Annotated in this window: 15 protein-coding genes; 7 read left to right on the plus strand and 8 right to left on the minus strand. The window is 52.2% G+C overall.

Features of this window, described 5'->3' with window-relative positions:
• Positions 1–50: 50 nt before the first annotated feature.
• The gene (locus AACS80_RS16755) at positions 51–371 is read right to left on the minus strand and encodes a PTS fructose-like transporter subunit IIB (protein WP_130206566.1); all 321 of its coding nucleotides are present in this window, start codon (positions 369–371) and stop codon (positions 51–53) included.
• Between the two features lie 14 nt (positions 372–385).
• A complete protein-coding gene (locus AACS80_RS16760; RefSeq protein WP_130215303.1) occupies positions 386–1,465 on the minus strand; it encodes a PTS fructose transporter subunit EIIC in 1,080 nt (359 codons plus the stop codon).
• 309 nt (positions 1,466–1,774) lie between these two features.
• Here AACS80_RS16760 and ptsP point away from each other — a divergent pair, with 309 nt between their 5' ends.
• The 4 genes from ptsP (at position 1,775) to AACS80_RS16780 (ending at position 6,957) form a co-directional block, all read left to right on the plus strand.
• Positions 1,775–4,276 (plus strand): phosphoenolpyruvate--protein phosphotransferase, encoded by a 2,502-nt coding sequence (gene ptsP / locus AACS80_RS16765; RefSeq protein ID WP_135408564.1) that lies wholly within the window; start codon positions 1,775–1,777, stop codon positions 4,274–4,276.
• 11 nt (positions 4,277–4,287) lie between these two features.
• Positions 4,288–4,950 carry a fructose-6-phosphate aldolase gene (gene fsa, locus AACS80_RS16770; RefSeq protein ID WP_135410675.1) on the plus strand — a complete coding sequence of 221 codons (663 nt, stop codon included), beginning with the start codon at positions 4,288–4,290 and terminating at the stop codon, positions 4,948–4,950.
• A gap of 10 nt (positions 4,951–4,960) precedes the next feature.
• Positions 4,961–6,064, plus strand: coding sequence for a bifunctional L-1,2-propanediol dehydrogenase/glycerol dehydrogenase (gldA, locus tag AACS80_RS16775; RefSeq protein ID WP_130206574.1), 1,104 nt, complete (start codon positions 4,961–4,963; stop codon positions 6,062–6,064).
• A gap of 275 nt (positions 6,065–6,339) precedes the next feature.
• Positions 6,340–6,957, plus strand: a complete 618-nt coding sequence (locus AACS80_RS16780) for a DUF1287 domain-containing protein (RefSeq protein WP_135410674.1) — start codon at positions 6,340–6,342, stop codon at positions 6,955–6,957.
• Positions 6,958–6,982: 25 nt separating this feature from the next.
• On the opposite strand, the gene yijE is transcribed toward AACS80_RS16780, so the two are convergent.
• The 3 genes from yijE to metF form a co-directional block, all read right to left on the minus strand.
• Complete coding sequence (yijE, locus tag AACS80_RS16785) at positions 6,983–7,888, minus strand: cystine transporter YijE (protein WP_130206576.1); 906 nt, start codon at positions 7,886–7,888, stop codon at positions 6,983–6,985.
• A gap of 93 nt (positions 7,889–7,981) precedes the next feature.
• Positions 7,982–10,162, minus strand: coding sequence for a catalase/peroxidase HPI (gene katG / locus AACS80_RS16790; RefSeq protein ID WP_130222342.1), 2,181 nt, complete (start codon positions 10,160–10,162; stop codon positions 7,982–7,984).
• A gap of 340 nt (positions 10,163–10,502) precedes the next feature.
• Complete coding sequence (metF, locus tag AACS80_RS16795) at positions 10,503–11,393, minus strand: methylenetetrahydrofolate reductase (protein WP_135410673.1); 891 nt, start codon at positions 11,391–11,393, stop codon at positions 10,503–10,505.
• A 498-nt stretch (positions 11,394–11,891) separates the two neighbouring features.
• Here metF and AACS80_RS16800 point away from each other — a divergent pair, with 498 nt between their 5' ends.
• Positions 11,892–13,391: a PTS transporter subunit EIIC gene (locus AACS80_RS16800; RefSeq protein ID WP_138183880.1), complete on the plus strand. Its 1,500-nt coding sequence runs from the start codon at positions 11,892–11,894 to the stop codon at positions 13,389–13,391.
• Between the two features lie 87 nt (positions 13,392–13,478).
• Positions 13,479–14,495, plus strand: coding sequence for a Mal regulon transcriptional regulator MalI (malI, locus tag AACS80_RS16805; RefSeq protein WP_135408555.1), 1,017 nt, complete (start codon positions 13,479–13,481; stop codon positions 14,493–14,495).
• Between the two features lie 73 nt (positions 14,496–14,568).
• Here malI and AACS80_RS16810 read toward each other — a convergent pair whose 3' ends face one another.
• Entirely contained in the window at positions 14,569–16,122 is a 1,554-nt protein-coding gene (locus AACS80_RS16810) for a bifunctional metallophosphatase/5'-nucleotidase (protein ID WP_138183881.1), read from the minus strand.
• A gap of 132 nt (positions 16,123–16,254) precedes the next feature.
• Here AACS80_RS16810 and AACS80_RS16815 point away from each other — a divergent pair, with 132 nt between their 5' ends.
• Positions 16,255–17,385: a cytoplasmic protein gene (locus AACS80_RS16815; RefSeq protein WP_138183882.1), complete on the plus strand. Its 1,131-nt coding sequence runs from the start codon at positions 16,255–16,257 to the stop codon at positions 17,383–17,385.
• On the opposite strand, the gene metL is transcribed toward AACS80_RS16815, so the two are convergent.
• Both metL and metB read right to left on the minus strand, forming a co-directional pair.
• Positions 17,349–19,781, minus strand: a complete 2,433-nt coding sequence (metL, locus tag AACS80_RS16820; RefSeq protein WP_135410671.1) for a bifunctional aspartate kinase/homoserine dehydrogenase II — start codon at positions 19,779–19,781, stop codon at positions 17,349–17,351. The two genes, AACS80_RS16815 and metL, sit on opposite strands and share 37 nt — an antisense overlap.
• A 2-nt stretch (positions 19,782–19,783) precedes the next feature.
• Positions 19,784–20,944: a cystathionine gamma-synthase gene (gene metB, locus AACS80_RS16825; protein WP_001353720.1), complete on the minus strand. Its 1,161-nt coding sequence runs from the start codon at positions 20,942–20,944 to the stop codon at positions 19,784–19,786.
• Positions 20,945–20,954: the final 10 nt, after the last annotated feature.

Raw genomic sequence — 20,954 nt, forward strand, 5'->3', positions numbered from 1 at the left:
GGAACTCCTGTAGGGAAAAACAAGCCCGCCGTTTCAGGCGGGCTAAAAACTCAAGCAGTCTGTGCCAGATGGGCTTCGATTTTGTTCATAATGGCGTCAGCACGTTTTACCGCATCGCTGATGTTGACGCGCACGATGGTCTTGCCAGCAAAACGCTCTTCAAACTTGATGCCGATATCTTTGGTCAGAATCACCATATCGGCGCTCGCTACGTCTTCCGCAGTCAGTTCGTTTTCCAGACCAATCGACCCCTGGGTTTCTACTTTTACTTCCCAGCCTTTCGCTTTCGCGGCACTTTCCAGCGCCTCTGCCGCCATATAGGTATGGGCAACACCTGAAGGACATGCGGTTACTGCAATAATTTTCGTCATGGCTCGTTCCTCAATTAATTAATTTCAAAATCCAGATCCAGGTCGTCTTCCTTCTCATCAGTCGAAGACCCATTTTTACGCGCCAGACTTTTCAGCACGTTAACGCAGATAGCCGTTGCTACAGCCCCAACAGCCACTGCCGCGATGTAACCCAACTTGCCTTCAACCACCGGCAGCACAATCAGACCACCCCAGCCTGCATAGCACTGCGCACCTACCATTGCTGCGGTCACCGTGCCACAGACAGTCCCTACCATAATGGAAGGAATGACACGCAACGGATCGGCGGCAGCGAAAGGAATCGCCCCTTCGGTGACGCCAACACAGCCCATTACCAGCGCCGCTTTACCGGTTTCGCGCTCTTCCGCGGAGAAATTTTTACGACCAATCAGCGTTGCCAGCCCCATGCCCAGCGGCGGAACACAGATCCCCACGGCAGCAATTGCCACCACGGTATAAACACCCTGAGCAACGCAAATCAGCATGAACGCATAGGCCACTTTGTTAACCGGGCCGCCCATATCGAACGCCAGCATCAGCCCCATAATCACCGCCAGCATCACCACGCTGCCTTGCTGCATACCCTGAAGCCACTGAGTCAGGCTGTTAGTCAACGCGCCTACCGGCTCGCCCAGCCCCCACATCATGACGCCAGCGGTAATTAAGGTACCGACGATCGGAATAATGAAGATAGGCATCACCGAGCGCAGAACTTTATGCACCGGGATTTTCTTCAGGTAATGCACCACAATGCCGCCGATGATCCCGGCGATCAGCGCACCAAAGAAGCCCGCACCAAAGCTGTTACCAACCCAGGCACCGATAGCACACGGGGCCAGCGCAGAACGTTCTGCAATGGAATAACCGATGTAAGCGGCGAGGAAAGGCACCATCAGCGTCAAACCTGCAACGCCGATATCAAACAGTTTTTTCAGATTCGGATCGGCTACGGCATCCGGCACTGCGCCTTTGCCATACAACATGACGGAAACCGCCAGCAAAATACCGCCCGATACCACGAAGGGAATCATGTGTGAAACGCCCGTCATTAAGTGCTGACGAGTGTTTTTCAGGATCTGTACCAACTCATTCATAAGTCGCTCCCAGGCTTACCCAAGCCTATGTCCATATTTTTTGATGGGAGAAACAATAGGCAATCGCAAGCAGGTCAAACAGTGGATAAAAAGGCCATTTACTGGACTTTTGTAATGTCAGTACAAAAATGCGATCCGCCTCATAACTTGCGTTAACTCGGAATCATGCCGGAATGGCGCGTCTTGTGAGACGCGTCGCAAATTGGCGGTTACATTACATTTGTCCAGCTTTTGGCAGATTTGTCACATGGCAGGTCGTTGCCATGCGCTCTTATCCTGTAAACAGAAAACCGTACCGGGAGAGAGGCAATGGCCCTGATTGTGGAATTTATTTGTGAGCTGCCTAACGGCGTACATGCGCGTCCGGCAAGCCACGTTGAAACGCTGTGTAATACTTTTTCATCTCAAATTGAGTGGCATAACCTGCGTACTGACCGTAAAGGCAACGCCAAAAGCGCCCTGGCGCTGATTGGCACCGATACACTGGTGGGCGATAACTGCCAGTTATTGATTTCCGGGGCTGACGAACAAGCAGCACACCAGCGCTTGAGCCAGTGGTTACGTGATGAATTCCCCCACTGCGATGCGCCGCTGGCAGAAGTTAAATCTGACGAGCTGGAGCCGCTGCCGGTTTCACTCACTAATTTGAATCCGCGCATTATTCGCGCCCGCACCGTATGTAGCGGTAGCGCAGGCGGCACGCTGACGCCAATTTCATCGTTAGATCTCAACGCACTGGGTAATCTTCCCGCCGCCAAAGGTGTGGACGCTGAGCAATCCGCGCTGGAAAACGGCCTGACGCTGGTGATGAAAAACATTGAGTTTCGTCTGCTGGATAGCGACGGTGCTACCAGCGCGATTCTGGAAGCGCACCGCTCGCTGGCTGGCGACACATCCCTGCGCGAACATTTACTGGCAGGCGTCAGCGAGGGATTAAGCTGCGCCGAAGCAATTGTCGCCAGTGCGAATCACTTTTGCGAAGAGTTCGCCCGTTCCAGCAGTAGCTACCTGCAAGAGCGTGCGCTGGATGTGCGCGACGTGTGCTTCCAGTTACTCCAGCAAATCTACGGTGAACAACGCTTTCCGGCGCCAGGTAAACTGACACATCCCGCTATTTGTATGGCGGATGAACTGACCCCCAGCCAGTTCCTCGAACTGGATAAAAATCACCTCAAAGGTTTGTTACTGAAAAGCGGCGGTACCACGTCACACACGGTGATCCTTGCTCGTTCGTTCAACATTCCGACGCTGGTTGGTGTGGATATCGATGCCCTTACCCCGTGGCAGCAACAAACGATTTATATCGACGGCAACGCCGGGGCAATTGTGGTTGAGCCAGGGGAAGCCGTAGCCCGTTATTATCAGCAAGAAGCCCGCGTACAGGACGCTCTGCGTGAGCAACAGCGTGTCTGGCTGACCCAGCAAGCGCGTACCGCTGACGGTATCCGTATCGAAGTCGCGGCGAACATCGCCCACTCCGTGGAAGCGCAGGCCGCATTTGGCAATGGCGCGGAAGGCGTTGGTTTGTTCCGCACTGAAATGCTCTATATGGATCGCACCAGTGCACCGGGCGAAAGCGAGCTGTACAACATTTTTTGTCAGGCGCTGGAGTCCGCCAACGGGCGCAGCATTATTGTGCGCACTATGGATATTGGCGGTGACAAACCCGTTGATTATCTGAACATTCCGGCAGAAGCTAACCCGTTCCTCGGTTATCGCGCGGTGCGTATTTATGAAGAATACGCCTCGCTGTTCACCACACAACTACGCTCGATCCTGCGCGCCTCTGCTCACGGCAGCCTGAAAATCATGATCCCGATGATCTCTTCAATGGAAGAGATCTTATGGGTGAAAGAAAAACTGGCAGAAGCCAAACAGCAGCTACGTAACGAACACATTCCGTTTGATGAGAAGATCCAGCTCGGCATTATGCTGGAAGTGCCATCGGTGATGTTCATCATCGATCAATGCTGCGAAGAGATTGATTTCTTTAGTATCGGCAGTAATGACCTGACGCAGTATCTGCTGGCGGTGGATCGCGATAACGCTAAGGTTACTCGTCACTACAACAGCCTGAATCCGGCATTCTTGCGGGCGCTCGATTACGCCGTGCAGGCGGTGCATCGCCAGGGGAAATGGATTGGTCTGTGCGGAGAACTGGGGGCGAAAGGTTCCGTGCTGCCGTTGCTGATTGGTTTAGGTCTGGATGAACTCAGCATGAGCGCACCGTCGATTCCGGCAGCGAAAGCGCGAATGGCACAGCTTGATAGCCGCGAATGCCGCCAGTTGCTCAACCAGGCAATGGCCTGCCGGACTTCGCTGGAAGTGGAACACCTGCTGGCGCAATTCCGTATGACGCAACAGGACGCACCGCTGGTCACCGCCGAATGCATCACGCTGGAAAGCGACTGGCGCAGCAAAGAAGAAGTGCTCAAAGGCATGACCGATAACCTGCTGCTGGCGGGCCGCTGCCGCTATCCGCGTAAACTGGAAGCCGACTTGTGGGCACGCGAGGCCGTTTTCTCTACCGGTCTGGGCTTTAGTTTCGCCATTCCACACAGCAAATCAGAGCACATTGAGCAATCCACCATCAGTGTAGCGCGTCTGCAAGCGCCGGTGCGTTGGGGCGATGATGAAGCGCAATTCATCATTATGTTAACCCTGAACAAACACGCCGCGGGCGATCAGCATATGCGCATTTTCTCGCGTCTCGCTCGTCGCATCATGCACGAAGAATTCCGTAACGCGCTGGTTAACGCCGCCTCTGCCGACGCTATCGCCAGCCTGCTGCAACATGAACTGGAACTGTAAAAGGAAACATCATGGAACTGTATCTGGACACCGCTAACGTCGCAGAAGTCGAACGTCTGGCACGCATATTCCCGATTGCCGGGGTGACAACTAACCCGAGCATTATCGCTGCCAGCAAGGAGTCCATCTGGGAAGTGCTGCCGCGTCTGCAAAAAGCGATTGGTGATGAGGGCATTCTGTTTGCTCAGACCATGAGCCGCGACGCGCAGGGGATGGTGGAGGAAGCGAAGCGCCTGCGCGACGTTACTCCGGGCATTGTGGTGAAAATTCCGGTAACCTCAGAAGGTCTGGCAGCAATTAAATTGTTGAAAAAAGAAGGTATTACTACACTTGGCACCGCAGTGTACAGCGCCGCGCAAGGATTGCTGGCCGCGCTGGCAGGGGCAAAATACGTTGCTCCCTATGTAAATCGCGTGGACGCTCAGGGCGGAGACGGCATTCGTACCGTCCAGGAGCTGCAAGCGTTACTGGAAATGCACGCGCCAGAAAGCATGGTGCTGGCTGCCAGCTTTAAAACACCACGTCAGGCGCTGGATTGTTTGTTGGCAGGATGTGAATCCATCACACTGCCCTTAGATGTAGCGCAACAAATGCTCAACACCCCTGCGGTAGAGTCGGCTATAGAGAAGTTCGAGCACGACTGGAATGCCGCATTTGGCACTACTCATCTCTAAAGGAGCAATTATGGACCGCATTATTCAATCACCGGGTAAATACATCCAGGGCGCTGATGTCATTAATCGCCTGGGCGAATACCTGAAGCCGCTGGCAGAACGTTGGTTGGTTGTTGGCGATAAATTTGTATTAGGTTTTGCTCAGGCAACCGTCGAGCAAAGCTTTAAAGATGCCGGGCTGGTTGTTGAAATCGCCCCCTTTGGCGGTGAATGTTCGCAAAATGAGATCGATCGTCTGCGCGGCATTGCGGAGACTGCGCAGTGTGGCGCGATTCTCGGTATTGGCGGCGGTAAAACCCTTGATACCGCCAAAGCACTGGCACATTTCATGGGTGTTCCGGTAGCAATCGCACCGACCATCGCTTCTACCGACGCGCCGTGCAGTGCGTTGTCTGTTATTTACACCGATGATGGTGAATTTGACCGCTATCTGCTGCTGCCAAATAACCCGAATATGGTCATTGTCGATACTAAAATCGTCGCGGGCGCACCTGCGCGTCTGTTAGCAGCGGGTATCGGTGATGCGCTGGCGACCTGGTTTGAAGCGCGTGCATGCTCTCGTAGCGGCGCGACCACCATGGCGGGCGGTAAGTGTACTCAGGCGGCGCTGGCGCTGGCTGAACTGTGCTACAACACCCTGCTGGAAGAAGGCGAAAAAGCGATGCTTGCCGCCGAACAGCATGTAGTGACTCCGGCGCTGGAGCGCGTGATTGAAGCGAACACCTATTTGAGCGGCGTTGGTTTTGAAAGCGGTGGTTTGGCGGCGGCTCACGCGGTGCATAACGGCCTGACCGCTATCCCAGATGCGCATCACTATTATCACGGTGAAAAAGTGGCATTCGGTACGCTGACGCAGCTGGTTCTGGAAAACGCGCCGGTTGAGGAAATCGAAACCGTAGCCGCACTTAGCCATGCGGTAGGTTTGCCAATAACTCTCGCTCAACTGGATATTAAAGAAGATGTCCCGGCGAAAATGCGAATTGTGGCAGAAGCAGCATGTGCAGAAGGTGAAACCATTCACAACATGCCTGGCGGCGCGACGCCAGATCAGGTTTACGCCGCACTGCTGGTAGCCGACCAGTACGGTCAGCGTTTCCTGCAAGAGTGGGAATAACCTATGTCAAACTCCCGGCTTATCCGGGAGTTTGAACACAAAATAGCCTGATGCGCTACGCTTATGTGGCCTACCTAATCTCTGCAATATATTGAATTTGCGTGTTTTTGTAGGCCAAATAAGGCGTTCACGCTGCATCCGGCACTCTGTGCCAGTAATCTGAAACTCCCACGTTGATTGGGAGTTTTTTTATCCGCTTCTGGACATTTTCTCCACAGAACAATCGTTAGCCCGGAAGGTCGAATCTGTGACTCTTATTTTCACGGATGAAACAGATGAAAGCTTCACTGGCGCTGGTCAGCCTGCTAACGGCATTTACCAGCCCCCCCTTAAAATCTCCCGCCGTTCCACCAGCCGTGGTACAAATCCAGGCCAACATCAATCTTGCCATCGCGGACGGTGCCAGACAGCAAATTGGCAGCACACTATTTTACGATCCGGCGTATGTGCAGCTTACCTATCCTGGCGGTGATGTCCCGCAAGAACGCGGCGTATGTTCCGATGTGGTGATCCGCGCCTTGCGCAGCCAGAAGGTCGATTTGCAGAAACTGGTTCACGAAGATATGGCGAAGAATTTTGCCGATTATCCGCAAAAGTGGAAGTTAAAGCGCCCGGACAGCAACATCGATCACCGTCGGGTGCCTAATCTGGAAACCTGGTTTACCCGCCACGATAAAACACGCCCCACCAGCAAAAACGCTGGTGACTATCAAGCGGGCGATATTGTCTCCTGGCGACTGGACAACGGGCTGGCACATATTGGGGTGGTTTCAGATGGCTTCGCCCGCGACGGTACGCCGCTGGTGATACATAACATTGGCGCAGGCGCGCAGGAAGAAGATGTGCTGTTTAGCTGGCGGATTGTGGGGCACTATCGCTATTTTGTTAAATAAGAGCTCGCCCCACGTGTAGAAAAATTCAGATCCTTTTTACACTGACGGCTTCTTTTTTCTTACGGCTCACCAGCGCCAATGCCAGCACAATCAGCACAATACCGCTACCTTCAACCGCACCAGGATTCTCACCGAGCAGCCACCAGGAAAAGAGTACGCCGCAAACGGGAACGGCCAGTGTGCTTAAGCTGGCAATACTGGCAGGCAAGTTTTTCAATACAAACAACCATAAGCTCCACGCCAGCGCCGTCGCCAGAATGGCACTGTAGGCCAGCGCCCAGAACACGGTGGGCTGCCAGTCAATTTCACGTTGCGGCACCAGCCAGGCGACTACGCTCATCACCAGCGCCGCATACAGCATCTGCCAGGATGTTAACGACAATAAATCCACGCGCGGATGACGGGCGTAAAGGCGTTTAGCGACAATGGCACTCGCCCCCCAACTGACGCCGGAGAGGATCGCCAGCATGGCGCTTTTCATCGAAGAGAAATCGAGTTGCCACGGCTGCAACACCAAAAATAAACCGAAAGCGGCAATCAGAATCGCGAAATATTGCCCGCGTCGCAGGCGTTCACCGAGAAACAACGCGGCGAAAATCACCACCCAGAACGGCATGGTATAGCTCAGGATCGCCACCTTCCCCGCTCCGCCGCTGACCAGCGCCCACTGCGCCAGACCAACCATCCCGCAGGTTTGTAGCAGGGCAATGGCTAAGGTGTATTTAAACGGCGTCGGGCGCATTCCGCGACCACGTAACAAAAGAACGATGAATAAAACGAGAGCGCCGAAAATGCAGCGTAAGGCGGTGAAGTCGAAGGCACCGATGTAGCTGGTGACTTGCTTCATGAAAATCCAGCTATAACTCCAGATAAGTGTGAGCGCAACCAGGCCACTGATTGCCAGTGGGTTGCTCTTTCCTGCGGCAGACATGAGAGATCCAGTGTGTAGTTTTCCTGTGGACACTATACGCCGGTAAAGAAACTTCAGCGACTGCCTGAAAGGCAGTCGCTGAAGAAGGTCAGATTACAGCAGGTCGAAACGGTCGAGGTTCATCACTTTCACCCATGCTGCCACGAAGTCTTTAACAAATTTCTCGTGGGCATCGCTGCTGGCGTAAACTTCTGCCAGTGCACGCAGAACGGAGTTAGAACCAAATACCAGGTCCGCACGGCTGGCGGTGTATTTCACTTCACCCGTTTCACGATCACGGCCTTCGAACAGCTCTTTCGATTCGTCGGTCGCTTTCCACTCGTAGCGCATATCCAGCAAGTTCACAAAGAAGTCATTGCTCAATACGCCCACACGGTCAGTGAAGACACCGTTTTTGCTGCCATCGAAGTTGGCGCCCAGCACACGCATCCCGCCCACCAGCACAGTCATTTCTGGTGCAGTCAGCGTCAGTTGCTGCGCTTTATCGATCAGCAGTGATTCAGTGGTAGCCTCGCCCGACGCAGCGCGATAGTTACGGAAACCATCAGCAACAGGTTTGAGCAGCTCGAACATCTCGATATCCGTCTGATCCTGACGAGCATCTACGCGACCTGGTGTGAACGGAACACTGATGCTGATACCCGCAGCACTCGCCGCTTTTTCGACACCAACAACACCGGCGAGAACAATAATGTCAGCGAGTGAAGCCGTGTGTGAGGATTTATAGATCCCCTCCAGCACCGGCAATGCGCGTGCTGCTGCGGCATTAACCTCCCAGTCGCGCTGCGGAGCTAATGCCAGACGCGCGCCGTTGGCACCGCCACGTTTATCCCCACCGCGGAAGGTGGAGGCAGAAGCCCAGGCAACAGAAACCAGCTCGCTCACAGAGAGACCAGACTCAGCAATCGCCGTCTTCAGGTTAAGGATATCTTCCTCGCTCGGGTTGAAGAACGCATGTGGCAGCGGATCTTGCCAGATCAGATCTTCTTTCGGCACTTCCGGTCCGATGTAACGAGATTTCGGCCCCATATCCCTGTGCGTCAGTTTGAACCACGCACGGGCAAAGGCTTCGTTGAACGCTTGCGGATCGTCAAGGAAGCGACGTGAAATCTTCTCAAACTCTGGATCAAAACGCAGCGTCAGGTCAGTGACCAGCATCGTCGGCTTACGTTTCTTCGACGGATCGAACGGATCCGGGATAATTTCCGGTGCATCTACAGCTTCAAACTGGATGGCGCCTGCCGGGCTACGAGTCTGTACCCACTCATACTTGAACAGGTTTTCGAAGAAATAGTTGCTCCACTGGGTCGGCGTCTGGGTCCAGACCACTTCCAGACCTGACGTAATGGCATCAGCACCGACACCGGAACCAAAATCACTTTTCCAGCCTAAGCCCTGGTTTTCGATCGGGGCCGCTTCTGGATCAGGACCTACGTGCGTTGCCGGGCCTGCGCCGTGAGTTTTACCTAACGTATGACCACCCGCGATCAGCGCAACGGTTTCTTCGTCGTTCATCCCCATATTGCCAAATGTCGCGCGAATAGCTGCAGCCGCAGAAAGCGGTTCGCCACTGGCATTTGGTCCTTCCGGGTTAACGTAAATCAGCCCCATTTCGGTTGCTGCTAATGGGCGTTTTGCCAGTTCTTCCGGGTTACGGTGGGCAAGCCAGGTTTTTTCATCACCCCAGTTAACATCCAGATCCGGTTCCCAGACGTCTTCACGACCGGCACCAAAACCGAAGGTACGGAAACCGGAGTTTTCCAGCGCCACGTTACCCGCGAGGATAAACAGGTCGGCCCAGGAGATTTTCTGACCATATTTTTGTTTGATTGGCCACAACAGACGACGCGCTTTATCCAGGCTGACGTTATCCGGCCAGGAGTTGAGCGGTGCAAAACGTTGCTGACCACGACCCGCGCCGCCACGGCCATCGATTGAACGGTAAGTCCCCGCGCCGTGCCAGGCCATACGAATAAACAGGCCAGCGTAGCTGCCCCAGTCTGCTGGCCACCACGGTTGAGACTCTGTCAGCAGATCTTTCAGATCTTTTTTCAGGCCGTAGTAATCTAGCTTGCTAAATTCTTTGCGGTAGTCGAAGTCCTCACCCAGTGGGTTAGAACGGTTAGAATGTTGGTTTAACAGGTCAACACGGAGTTGTTTTGGCCACCAGTCATGAGTGGTTGTTCCCGCACCGGCGCTCTGGTCATGACCGCCATGATGGAACGGGCATTTTCCGGCTGCTGTTGTGTTATGGATATCGTCTGACGTGCTCATCAATATACTCCCTCTACAGTGTTACCCTTACGATACACAGCGTTAGAGAGAAGTTATAATTGAATTAATCCACGGATGCGATAGTTGGGATCTTACATATCATTAGTTAAAGAGATGTAGATCAAATTGATCTTAAATAAGCCTTTTTGATTATGTCCGATTACGGACAAATACCTTATAAAAAAGGGTTTTATCCCTGTTTTCTCTCTGCTCTTTTAAGGAATGAAGGAGAAAAAGCGAGTCAATAGTTTTACTTGTCTGCCCCCTCGCTTCGAGGAGGCATTTTGTGCTTTGTTTTAATTTTGTGATCACCGTGTGATTTTTACAGAAACCAAAGCACTTATAAACCAGGTCGGACACCCAATGTGTGGCAAATCGCGTAACTCATTTCAGCGCGGTTAAGCGTATAGAAGTGGAAATCTTTCACTCCTTCACGGCTTAAAATCTTCACCATATCCATCGCAATATTCGCGCCCACCAGCTTGCGGGTTTCGGCGTCGTCATCCAGACCATCAAACATTTGCGCCATCCACGCCGGAATGCGTACGTTGGTCATGTCAGCAAATTTCTTCGCCTGTTTAAAGTTAGAGACGGGCAAAATGCCAGGAATAATTTCCACATCGATACCCGCCGAAACGCAGCGATCACGAAAACGCAGGTAGCTTTCGACATCAAAGAAGAATTGGGTAATCGCGCGATTGGCGCCGGCGTCCACTTTGCGTTTCAGGTTAAGCAAATCCGCCTGGGCGCTTTTCGCTTCCGGATGCACCTCCGGATACGCCGCCACGGAGATATCGAAATCCGCGACGTCTTTTAACAGCGTCACCAGGTCAGAGGCATACATTTCCGGCTTACCGCTTCCCGTCGGCAGGTCGCCACGCAGCGCCACGATATGGCGAATACCGTTATTCCAGTAATCGCGGGCGATGGTCCGCAGCTCGGCAGGCGTCGCATCAATGCAGGTAAGATGCGGCGCCGCTTCCAGACCGGTGCGATCTTTAATGCCTTTAATAATGCTGTGCGTGCGGTCGCGCTCACCGGAGTTTGCGCCATAGGTCACCGATACAAACTTCGGTTTCAGACTGCTGAGGCGATCGATGGAGTTCCACAGGGTCTGCTCCATTTCACTGGTACGCGGCGGGAAAAATTCGAACGAAACATTAATCTGCCCCTGGACTTCGGCCAGGCTCTGATTCAGGGCATCCCGCTGGCTGGCGTGAAAAAAGCTCATACCTTACCTCATCAATCGCTTGTAGTTATATGTTGTGTTGTGAACATCTATCCATTTAGACGTCCAGATGTAAAGATGAAGGAAAAGCTGAGGGGCGTCAACCGAAAAATGCCCCATGATGGTGAGGAAAAATCAGGGAAGATGAATTTTCTTCATTTGAATGTGGGAGTAAATGGGTTCTCTCACATTATCGCGCGCGAAGTAATGAATAAACGGATAAACCATCGGCTTCAAATTTATTTAAATAAGAGTTAATTAATATGCTCGTCTGTGTTAGCTGGACACTTATTTAAATAAAACAAATAGATACCATAATTTGCATTCAATACTGCATGTTTATTATTTGAACTACTTCAAACTATTAACAATTTCTCCAAAATTATGTTGCAGAGCAATTATGCATCCCCCACGATAAGTAGAACGTTCTACTAGAACGTTCTACTTATACAAAAAAAGACTAATTCGCGCAGATTTATGCGCTATTCGGGGGAAATCAGCATGAATCTGATGTCGAGTTTCGTGAAGTCACTTTCTAAATTGTCGATGATTGGTCGCGCCCTAATGCTGCCAATTTCGCTTCTGCCTGCCGCTGGGCTGTTACTGGCGTTCGGAGATAAATTCCATTTGCCGTTGATGATGAATGCAGGCGGCATTATTTTTGATAACTTGCCGATGCTTTTTGCTATCGGTTCCGCCGTAGGGCTGGCTTCTGAATCAGGAATTGCGGCGTTATCCGCAGCCGTTTCCGTTTTTGTCACCAATATCACCATCAGCACCGTACTTAGCATCACGCCAGAAATGGCCGGGCAAGGCGGCAAATACGCGATGGTGGTGGGTATCCCTACATTGCAAATGGGCGTTTTTGGCGGCCTGATATGCGGGATCCTGGCGGCGTGGTGTTACAACCGTTTTCATACCATGCAATTGCCAGAATTCCTTGGTTTTTTCTCCGGGAAACGCTTTGTCGCTATCGCGACGGCTTTTCTCTCCTTCATTCTTGGCCTGTTACTGCCCTATGTCTGGCAACACATTCAGTCAGGAATCGATGCATTATCGGTTATCGTTAATGGTAACAACCAGGCGGCATCGACCTTTATTTTTGGTGTAACTGAACGGGCGCTCATTCCGCTTGGCTTGCACCACATCTGGTATCCGTCGTTTTGGTATTCTTTTGGGGATTACACTACCCATGCCGGGCAAATGATTCACGGCGATCAGACGATTTGGTTCAAGATGTTGGAAGAAGGGGTGAAATCATTTAGCAGCGACAGTTATCATGACGCCGGTAAATTTATGCAAGGCGAATTCCCCCTGATGCTGTTTGCCCTGCCTGCGGCGTGCCTGGCGATGTACCATGAAGCGCACACAAAGAATAAGAAAATTGCCGCCGGTATTCTGTTCTCTGCCGCATTAACCTGTTTTCTGACCGGTATTACAGAACCCGTTGAATTTACATTTATCTTTGTCGCCCCTGTGCTGTATATCTTCAATGCCATCATGGCGGGCCTTTCCTATATGGCGATGTATCTGCTGCATGCACATATTGCCAAATCCTTCTCTGCGGGGCTGATTGACTATATTTCGTTTGGCATCCTGCCATCCTTTAACGGCTATAAAACCAACTTCCTGAGCGCCATTATCGTCGGCGTGCCAATGGCGGTGATCTACTACTTCACCTTCCGCTTTGTTATTCGTCGTTTTGATGTGAAAACGCCTGGTCGTACTGAAACTACGGTTAGCGCTAATGATAAAACCGATGACGAGCTGGCAACAGAAATCATCACGCTGCTTGGCGGTCAGCAAAACATTAAATCGGTAGGCTCCTGCATCACGCGTTTACGTCTGGAAGTCTCTGATAAAGAAGCGGTGGATCAGGATGGTCTGAATAATATTGGCGCCCGTGGCGTGGTTTTTGTCGGCAATAACGGCATTCAGGTCATTTTTGGCGCGCGAGCGCAATTTATCGCGCAAACCATGTCGACGATGATCGGTAAATAGCCTTAAGATTACTCGATGTCAGAGGTTCTGGTCCCTGACCAGAACCTTCTTGCTATTTAAAGAATCAACGTTGTTCAGGGAGTGAGTTTGAAGAAAGTCAGCATAATTGATGTTGCCAAAAGAGCCGGAGTTTCCGTCTCTACCGTGTCGCTAGTGCTGCGCCAGAAAGGGAAAATCTCAGAGGCGACCATCGGGAAAGTTCATGCTGCTATTGACGAACTGGGCTACGTGCATAATGTTGCCGCCGCCAATTTACGTTCCCACACGTCAAATATTATCGGACTGATTTTACGTGATTTTAGCGATAGCTTTTCCATCAAAGTGATGGCCAGTATTGTTCAGGAACTGGAAGCCAGGGGCTATATGGTATTCCTTGGGCAACCACAGAACGAACATGAACATCTTGAACGTTGTTTACTTTCCTTCAAGCAACAAGGTGTTGCCGGAGTGATTTATCTGGCTTCCGATGCGCATCGTGAAACCCTCCCCACGCTAATCCGCCAGTGTTCGCTTCCCCTTGTTGTCGCGTCACAAACGCCTATCAAAGATGAGTGCAACCTGGTGTTGCGTGACAACCAGCAGGCAGCAAGTCTTGCCACACGTTATTTAATTGAGCGCGGCCATCGTTACATTGCCTATCTCGGTGGCAGAGAAAGTGATCTTATCCGTCAGCAGCGACTGGTTGGTTTTCGCCAGACCCTGGCAAAATTTGGCATTGCTTGTCGTGACGAGTTCACGCCAGCCTGTGACGGTGACACCTGGGCTGCCAGCATGGCAACGCGCCAGTTGCTGGAAAATAACAACGCCATTACCGCCCTGCTCTGCCATTCGCCCGAGGCCATGATTGGCAGCATCAACGGCATACATCAGGTGGGGCGTACCGTCGGGAAAGACGTCTTTCTGACCCAGCAGGTAGCGCTAATTGGTTTTGAAGATATGCTGCATATCAACCTGACCTCTCCTGTTTTCACCTATGTATCTTCCGCCAGTGAAGAAACCGGACGCCAGGCAGCGACCCTGATGATTCGCAAATTAAAAGACCCGGATTTGCAAACCCAAAGAATTGCGCTTTCCGGGCAACTGGTGGTGCGGGAATCGGCGTAATACACATGCCGAATGAAATGTACGTCGATATCGTCATCCGGCAATAAGGTGTAAACCAACTCAATGCGTATGATTACTTGATATCTTTCACACGCATACCATTAAGCTGTTCATCCGTGATGGTGTTACCCGCTTTGAAGTAATCAACCACGGCGTGATAAACGTAATAACCGCCCGTTGTGTTGCGCGCTTTCCCCTCGGTAAAGGCGCTAAAACCATCTCCACCATCAGCAAGGAAACTCTGGGTGGCAATAGAATAAACCGTTGCATCTTCAATCGGTTTACCATTCAGAGTCAGTGAGATAACCCGCTGACCAACCGGCTTGCTGCTGTCGTACTTCATTTCCAGGCCTTTCGATACCTGTAAAACGCCATTACTTAAACTTGCGCCGTGTTCCATCAAACTGCGTAATTGTTTACCTGTGAGATCCATCGTCACCAGTTCGTTGGGGAACGGGAAGGTACTGATGACGCCGCCCATCGTAATCGCCCCCGAAGGGATCTCATTGCGGATACCGCCAGAGTTGGTTAAGGCTATTTGGGTGTTTTTACCTGCCGCTGCCAGTAAAGCGTCAGCCGCCAGGTTCCCGAGGGAAGCCGATTCACCATAGGCACGTTTTAATTCGACTGGCGATTGCGCCACCGTTTGTTGCACCACTTCATCCAGCTTTTTATTCCAGCCGTCGATCACCTGTTTTGTTTGTGGATCGGGCTTCCACTCGTCGGCGTAAATGGTTTTAAGCTCGAAGTTTTTCACCGTAAAATCATGCGGCTTCTCTTTGTAGTCGAGAACCAGTTTGCCCACATCAATCCCGCCGCTGTCCGTCGAGAGGATGAGCGTATTGCCGACTTTAATCGGTTCCGGCGTACCCACATGTGCATGTCCGGTGATCAAAATATCCAGTCCTTTCACCTGACTTGCCGTCTGAATATCTTTATCCAACGCGCGACGCACATCTGTGCCTCCCATACTGGACTGGCGGGCCGGAACACCTTCGTGGATCAGGGCGACGGTCAAATCAACCTTGCCTTTGAGTTCATCGATATAACGTTGTAGCCATTTAATTTCATCGCGCGCCTCAATACCCACTCGCGTGGCAGCGGATACCGTGTCATTAAAGGCAAATACTCCGTGCAAACCTATAACGCCTATTTTCACACCGTCTTTTTCGATGATGGTATAGGGCTTATCCCAGAATGATTTACTGCTGTTCTGATAAAAAACATTGCCCTGCACAATCGGGAATTTTGCCTGACTCAACTGTAATAATGTGTTGTCCCAGCCGTGGTCAAATTCATGGTTGCCTATTGTGGCGACATCAAATGGCATGGTATTCATAATATCGATAATAGCTTTGCCTTTGGTCAGGCTGCTGATATAGGGCCCGGTAAAATAGTCACCTGCATCAAAAAACCATGTCGCTTTATTTTTTGCTTTTTCTTGTTTAACCAGCGTAGTGATATTTGCCCAGCCGCCAATATCTCGTTTACCGTCAGCGATCCATGGCACTTTATAAGGCTCTACATGTGCATGGAGATCGTTGGTATAAATGATAGTGACATCTTTGGCGCAAGCCCAGAACGGCAGTGTTAATGCAATACCCGCAGCAAGCATTTTAATTTTCATAAATAGTCCCTTTCAGTGATTTAAAGGATTGCTACATTACGTTCTGAAAGAGTTATTTATGTGAGAGTAATCACATCCACAAGGGAGCGTTGCCGGACAAAATCAACGACCTTGTGAAATCGTTGGTGATATATGTCGACTCTGTTTACGATTAATGCCTGCAAGTCGTTTGGTTGCCGTAATTTAGGACGGTCAACATCGACAGATTACAGCTGGCCTGACTATCGACTGGGTTATGCAGCATTGCACTGCCGGGCATGTGGAAGCTATCCACCGTTGTTTGACGAACAACAATTTCGTGACTGGTTGACAGTTCACTTATCTACGTGGGCCTCTGAAAAGGGCCATTTCTGCCCGGTATGTTATGGCACAGAGACAATTTGTTATGGTCACAATCCACAGGGATCGCAACGCATTCAATGCCGTAACTGCAAAAAAGTCTGGACACCTAAACAATATCAGAAAGAAATAACGCCTCCCGAAATAATCGAAACGGTTGCTCTTCTGGTGCCATTTCAGGGAGCTAGCGGCGGGCAAAAATTGTATGTTTTAATGAGTTTTGATGCTCTTCGCGGTAATATTCTTCATCTTTCTACTAATTATACGCAGCATCAAGCTGGAGAAAGTCTGCATTATCGATACAGAGGAAATGCAGAACCAGAGTTACACAACAATAATATTGTACAACGCGTTGATATGCGCGAAGCACAATTTCTACGCCGCAGTCAGTTTGATGAAATTCAGTATGGCAGTGCAGCGCTCAAGCGCAATGCTAAAGGCGCTATTCTGCGTCCGGTTATCACAGCGCACGGGCATTTCAGGGTACTGAATATTCTATTCCCGACAGTTAAAACACAGGTTATTTCACACGAGTGTTTTTTAAGAGGCGCCATTATTACGGTTTGGGCTGATCTGTTTCGCCAACAGCAAGGTGAAATTTGGTTTATTGAAGAGGAAATAACTGACTGTACCGAAAATACGTCCTGGAGTTTTCAGGGAACAACTTATCACGGCTGGTGGAAAAATCAGTGGCAACTCTGGGTTCAGGGAAAAAATCGTAAAATGGTATGTGCATTAACGGGCGGAAATAACAGCAAAGCTGAAATGCTCTCATTAGCAACCAGCAGACATTTTATCCACTGGCTACATAAACAGGCAGAATTTACTCACAGCGCCCCGCTTTCCGCAGGGCGCGTAACGAAAATACTGCTTTCTCTGGCTCAGGATTACAACAACTGCGCCAGTCGGTTGATATCCGACTGAATCGCCCCGGCGGTGACGTCGCGCCCTGCGCCAGGCCCACGGATCACCAGCGGATTATCGCGATACCAGCGGCTTTCGATGGCAAAGACGTTATCGCACGGCAGCAATGATGCCAGCGGATGGTCTTCACGTACCGCTTCCACGCCTACACGCGCTTTGCCGTTGGCATCGAAACGCGCTACGTAGCGCAGCACCAGCCCCATTTCACGGGCAGCTTCCAGCCGTTGCACCATCTGCTCGTTAAGTTCATCGCCATTTTCAAAGAAGTGGTCGATGCTGCCGCCTTCGCAATGGGCAGGCACCAGCGACTCCACGCGTACCTGATCCGGTTCGATGTTGTAACCTGCTTCACGCGCCAGAATCACCAGCTTGCGCATCACGTCTTTGCCAGAGAGATCGTCACGCGGGTCAGGCTCGGTTAAGCCCTGCTGCCAGGCCTGATCCACCAGCTCGGTAAACGGCACGCTACCGTCGAATTGCAGGAACAGCCAGGAGAGCGTGCCGGAGAAGATCCCGCTGATCGACAAAATAGTATCGCCGCTGTCGATCAGATCGCGCACGGTATGGTTGATCGGCAAGCCCGCACCGACGGTGGCATTATACAGCCAGTGACGCCCGGTTTTTTCGAAGGCGTCGTGGATCTGGCGATATTTATTGCTGTCGCTGGCTCCCGCCAGTTTGTTGGCACTGATGACGTGGAAACCGTGGCTGGCGAAATCGAGATATTGATCAGCAAGCTGCTGGCTGGCAGTAACATCCAGCACCACTAAATCATCATACGGATGGGCGCGCATCCACAGGAACAACGACTCTTCATCCTGCTCGACCGCTTCATCGTTGAAGAAGGCTAACGCGCGGCTGGCGTCCAGCCCGTCGTAGCTCAACAGGCTGCGACGGCTGTCCACCACGCCTGCCAGCACAAATTCAAAGCCGGTGCGTGCCGAGAGCGTACTCTGCTCGCGGGCGAACAGTTCCAGCCAGCGGGAGCCGATATTGCCCTTGCCGAACAGCACCAGGCCGATGCGTTTTTCTGCACGGAAGACGGACTGATGCAGCCCCTGAATCAGGCTTTCGGTCGGTCCGGTGCGCAGTACTGCTACCAGGCTGATGCCGTCATCCGACTGCCAGGTAAACTCGACCGGCTGGCCTTTCAATTGCTGCCAAAAGCGGTGGCAATGCAGCGGGTTACGGGTGACGCCCGCCCCAACCATCGCCACCAGTGCCAGCCCCTGACGCAGGCGCAGTTCGCCGGGTAATCCCGCTTCGTCGAGGATTTTCAGCGCACTGTCAGCGACTTCTGCGGTGTAGCAAAATTGCAGCAACTGGCGATCGTTATGCACGCCAACTGCCAGTGGACGCACCTGAGCACGTTTCAGGATTTGGTCGATCTCTTTCTGCGCCAGTTTGAAATCCTGGCTGGTAGGCACCTGAAACTCAATCAAACAGACATCATCATGGCTGGTGACAATACGCGCACCAGTACCGGAGGCCAGCACACGTTCAATACGCGTGGAACCTTGGTCTGGCGTGTAACTACAGCGCAGCTGCAGGTCGATTTCGCTACCGGATACTGGCTGTAAAGTACGGGCGTGAAGAACGGGAGCCGCCAGACGCGCCAGTTCGCTGGCTTCATCCAGACGCAGCAACGGCAGCAGACAGGCATCTTTCACTTTACGCGGGTCGGCGCTGTATACCCCGGCGACGTCGCTCCAGATGGTTACGCGAGAAACGCCCGCCAGCGCACCGATTTGTGTCGCGGAATAGTCGGAACCGTTACGCCCCAGCAGCACCGTTTCACCAGCGTTGTTACGGCTGATAAACCCAGTCACCACCAGACGTTTGCCCGGATGTTGTACCAGTAGCTGTTGCAGCAACGGATAAGAAAGCCCTTCATCAACCTGCGGTTGTGCGGCGCGTTCGGCGCGTAAAAACTCGCGGGCATCAAGCCAGGCCGCAGGCAGCCCTTGTTGATTAAGCACCGCAGACATTAAGCGTGCCGACCACACTTCCCCGTGGCCCACCACTTCTGCATACACCGCATCGGTGATACCGCTGTCGAGCAGCGCCGCCAGCCGCTCAAGATCGCTGACAAAAGCGCTAATGAGGCTATCGGCTTGTTCGGCGGGTAACAGGCCGCTAATCAGATCGCACTGATAACGACGCAACGTTTGTTGAACCTGATGCGCAGAGAGACGATCGGTCTGGCTTAGTTTCAACCAGTTAATCAACTGGTTAGTGGTGCTACCGGCGGCGGAAACCACCATCATATCGTCGGGCTGGGAGTACTCAGCCATAATGCCCGCGACACGCAAATAACACTTCACATCAGCCAGACTACTGCCACCAAATTTATGCAGTTGACGACCTTTCGCCCCTGCCTGCGCAATCACACTCATTTTTACCCCTTGTTTGCAGCCCGGAAGCCATTTTCCAGGTCGGCAATTAAATCTTCGCCATCTTCAATACCGGTGGAGATACGCAGCAGCGTCTCGGAGATCCCGGCGGCAGCACGCGCTTCTGGCGCCATGCCTGCATGTGTCATGGTTGCGGCGTGAGAGATTAAACTTTCCACTCCCCCTAACGATTCCGCCAGCGTAAACAACGACAGCCCGCCCAGGAAACGACGCAGCGTCTGCTCATCGCCATCCAGTTCAAAACTCAACATTGCGCCAAAGCCTTTTTGCTGGCGCGCGGCAATTTCATGCCCCTGATTTTCCGGCAGCGACGGGTGATACAGTTTTTTCACCAACGGCTGGGTTTGCAGATATTTCACAATCGCCTGCGCGTTGCGCTGGGCCAGCTCCATACGCGGCACCAGAGTACGCAAACCGCGCAGCAGCAGATAGCTGTCAAATGCGCCGCCCGTCACGCCAATATTGTTTGCCCACCAGGCCAGTTCGGTGACAACGTCCGGGTCTTTAGCAATCACCACGCCGGCCACCACGTCTGAGTGACCATTCAGATATTTCGTACATGAATGCAACACCAGATCGGCACCCAATGCCAGCGGATTTTGCAATGCCGGGCTTAAGAAGGTGTTATCCACCACGCTCACCGCCCCGACTTCCCTTGCCAGATGGCAGATTTTCGCAATATCCACGACGCGTAACAATGGATTACTTGGGCTTTCTACCAGCACCAGTTTAGGTTTTTCCGCCAGTGCCGCCTGCAATGCCTGCTCATCACCTTGATCAACAAATAGCACGCGATAACAGCCGCGTTTTGCCAGGCTGTCAAACAGGCGATAGCTGCCGCCGTAGCAGTCGTGCGGTGCAACCAGCAAATCGCCAGGTTTCAAAAAGACGGTAGTGACCAGGTGGATCGCTGACATCCCGGTATTTGTAAGTACCGCGCCAGCACCGCCTTCCAGTTCCGCCAGCGCCCGCTGAACCACATCGCGCGTTGGGTTGCCGCGACGCGAGTAATCATGCGCGCGCGGCTCGTTAAATCCGGTAAAGTTATAGGTGCTGGAAAGATGGATCGGTGGGACAACGCAACCATACTGTTCGTCGTCATTTAACCCGCTACGCACTGCGATGGTGGCCTGTTTACGCGTCATGTGATGAAGT

The organism is Escherichia sp. E4385 (assembly GCF_963883145.1).
Classification (GTDB): Bacteria; Pseudomonadota; Gammaproteobacteria; order Enterobacterales; family Enterobacteriaceae; genus Escherichia.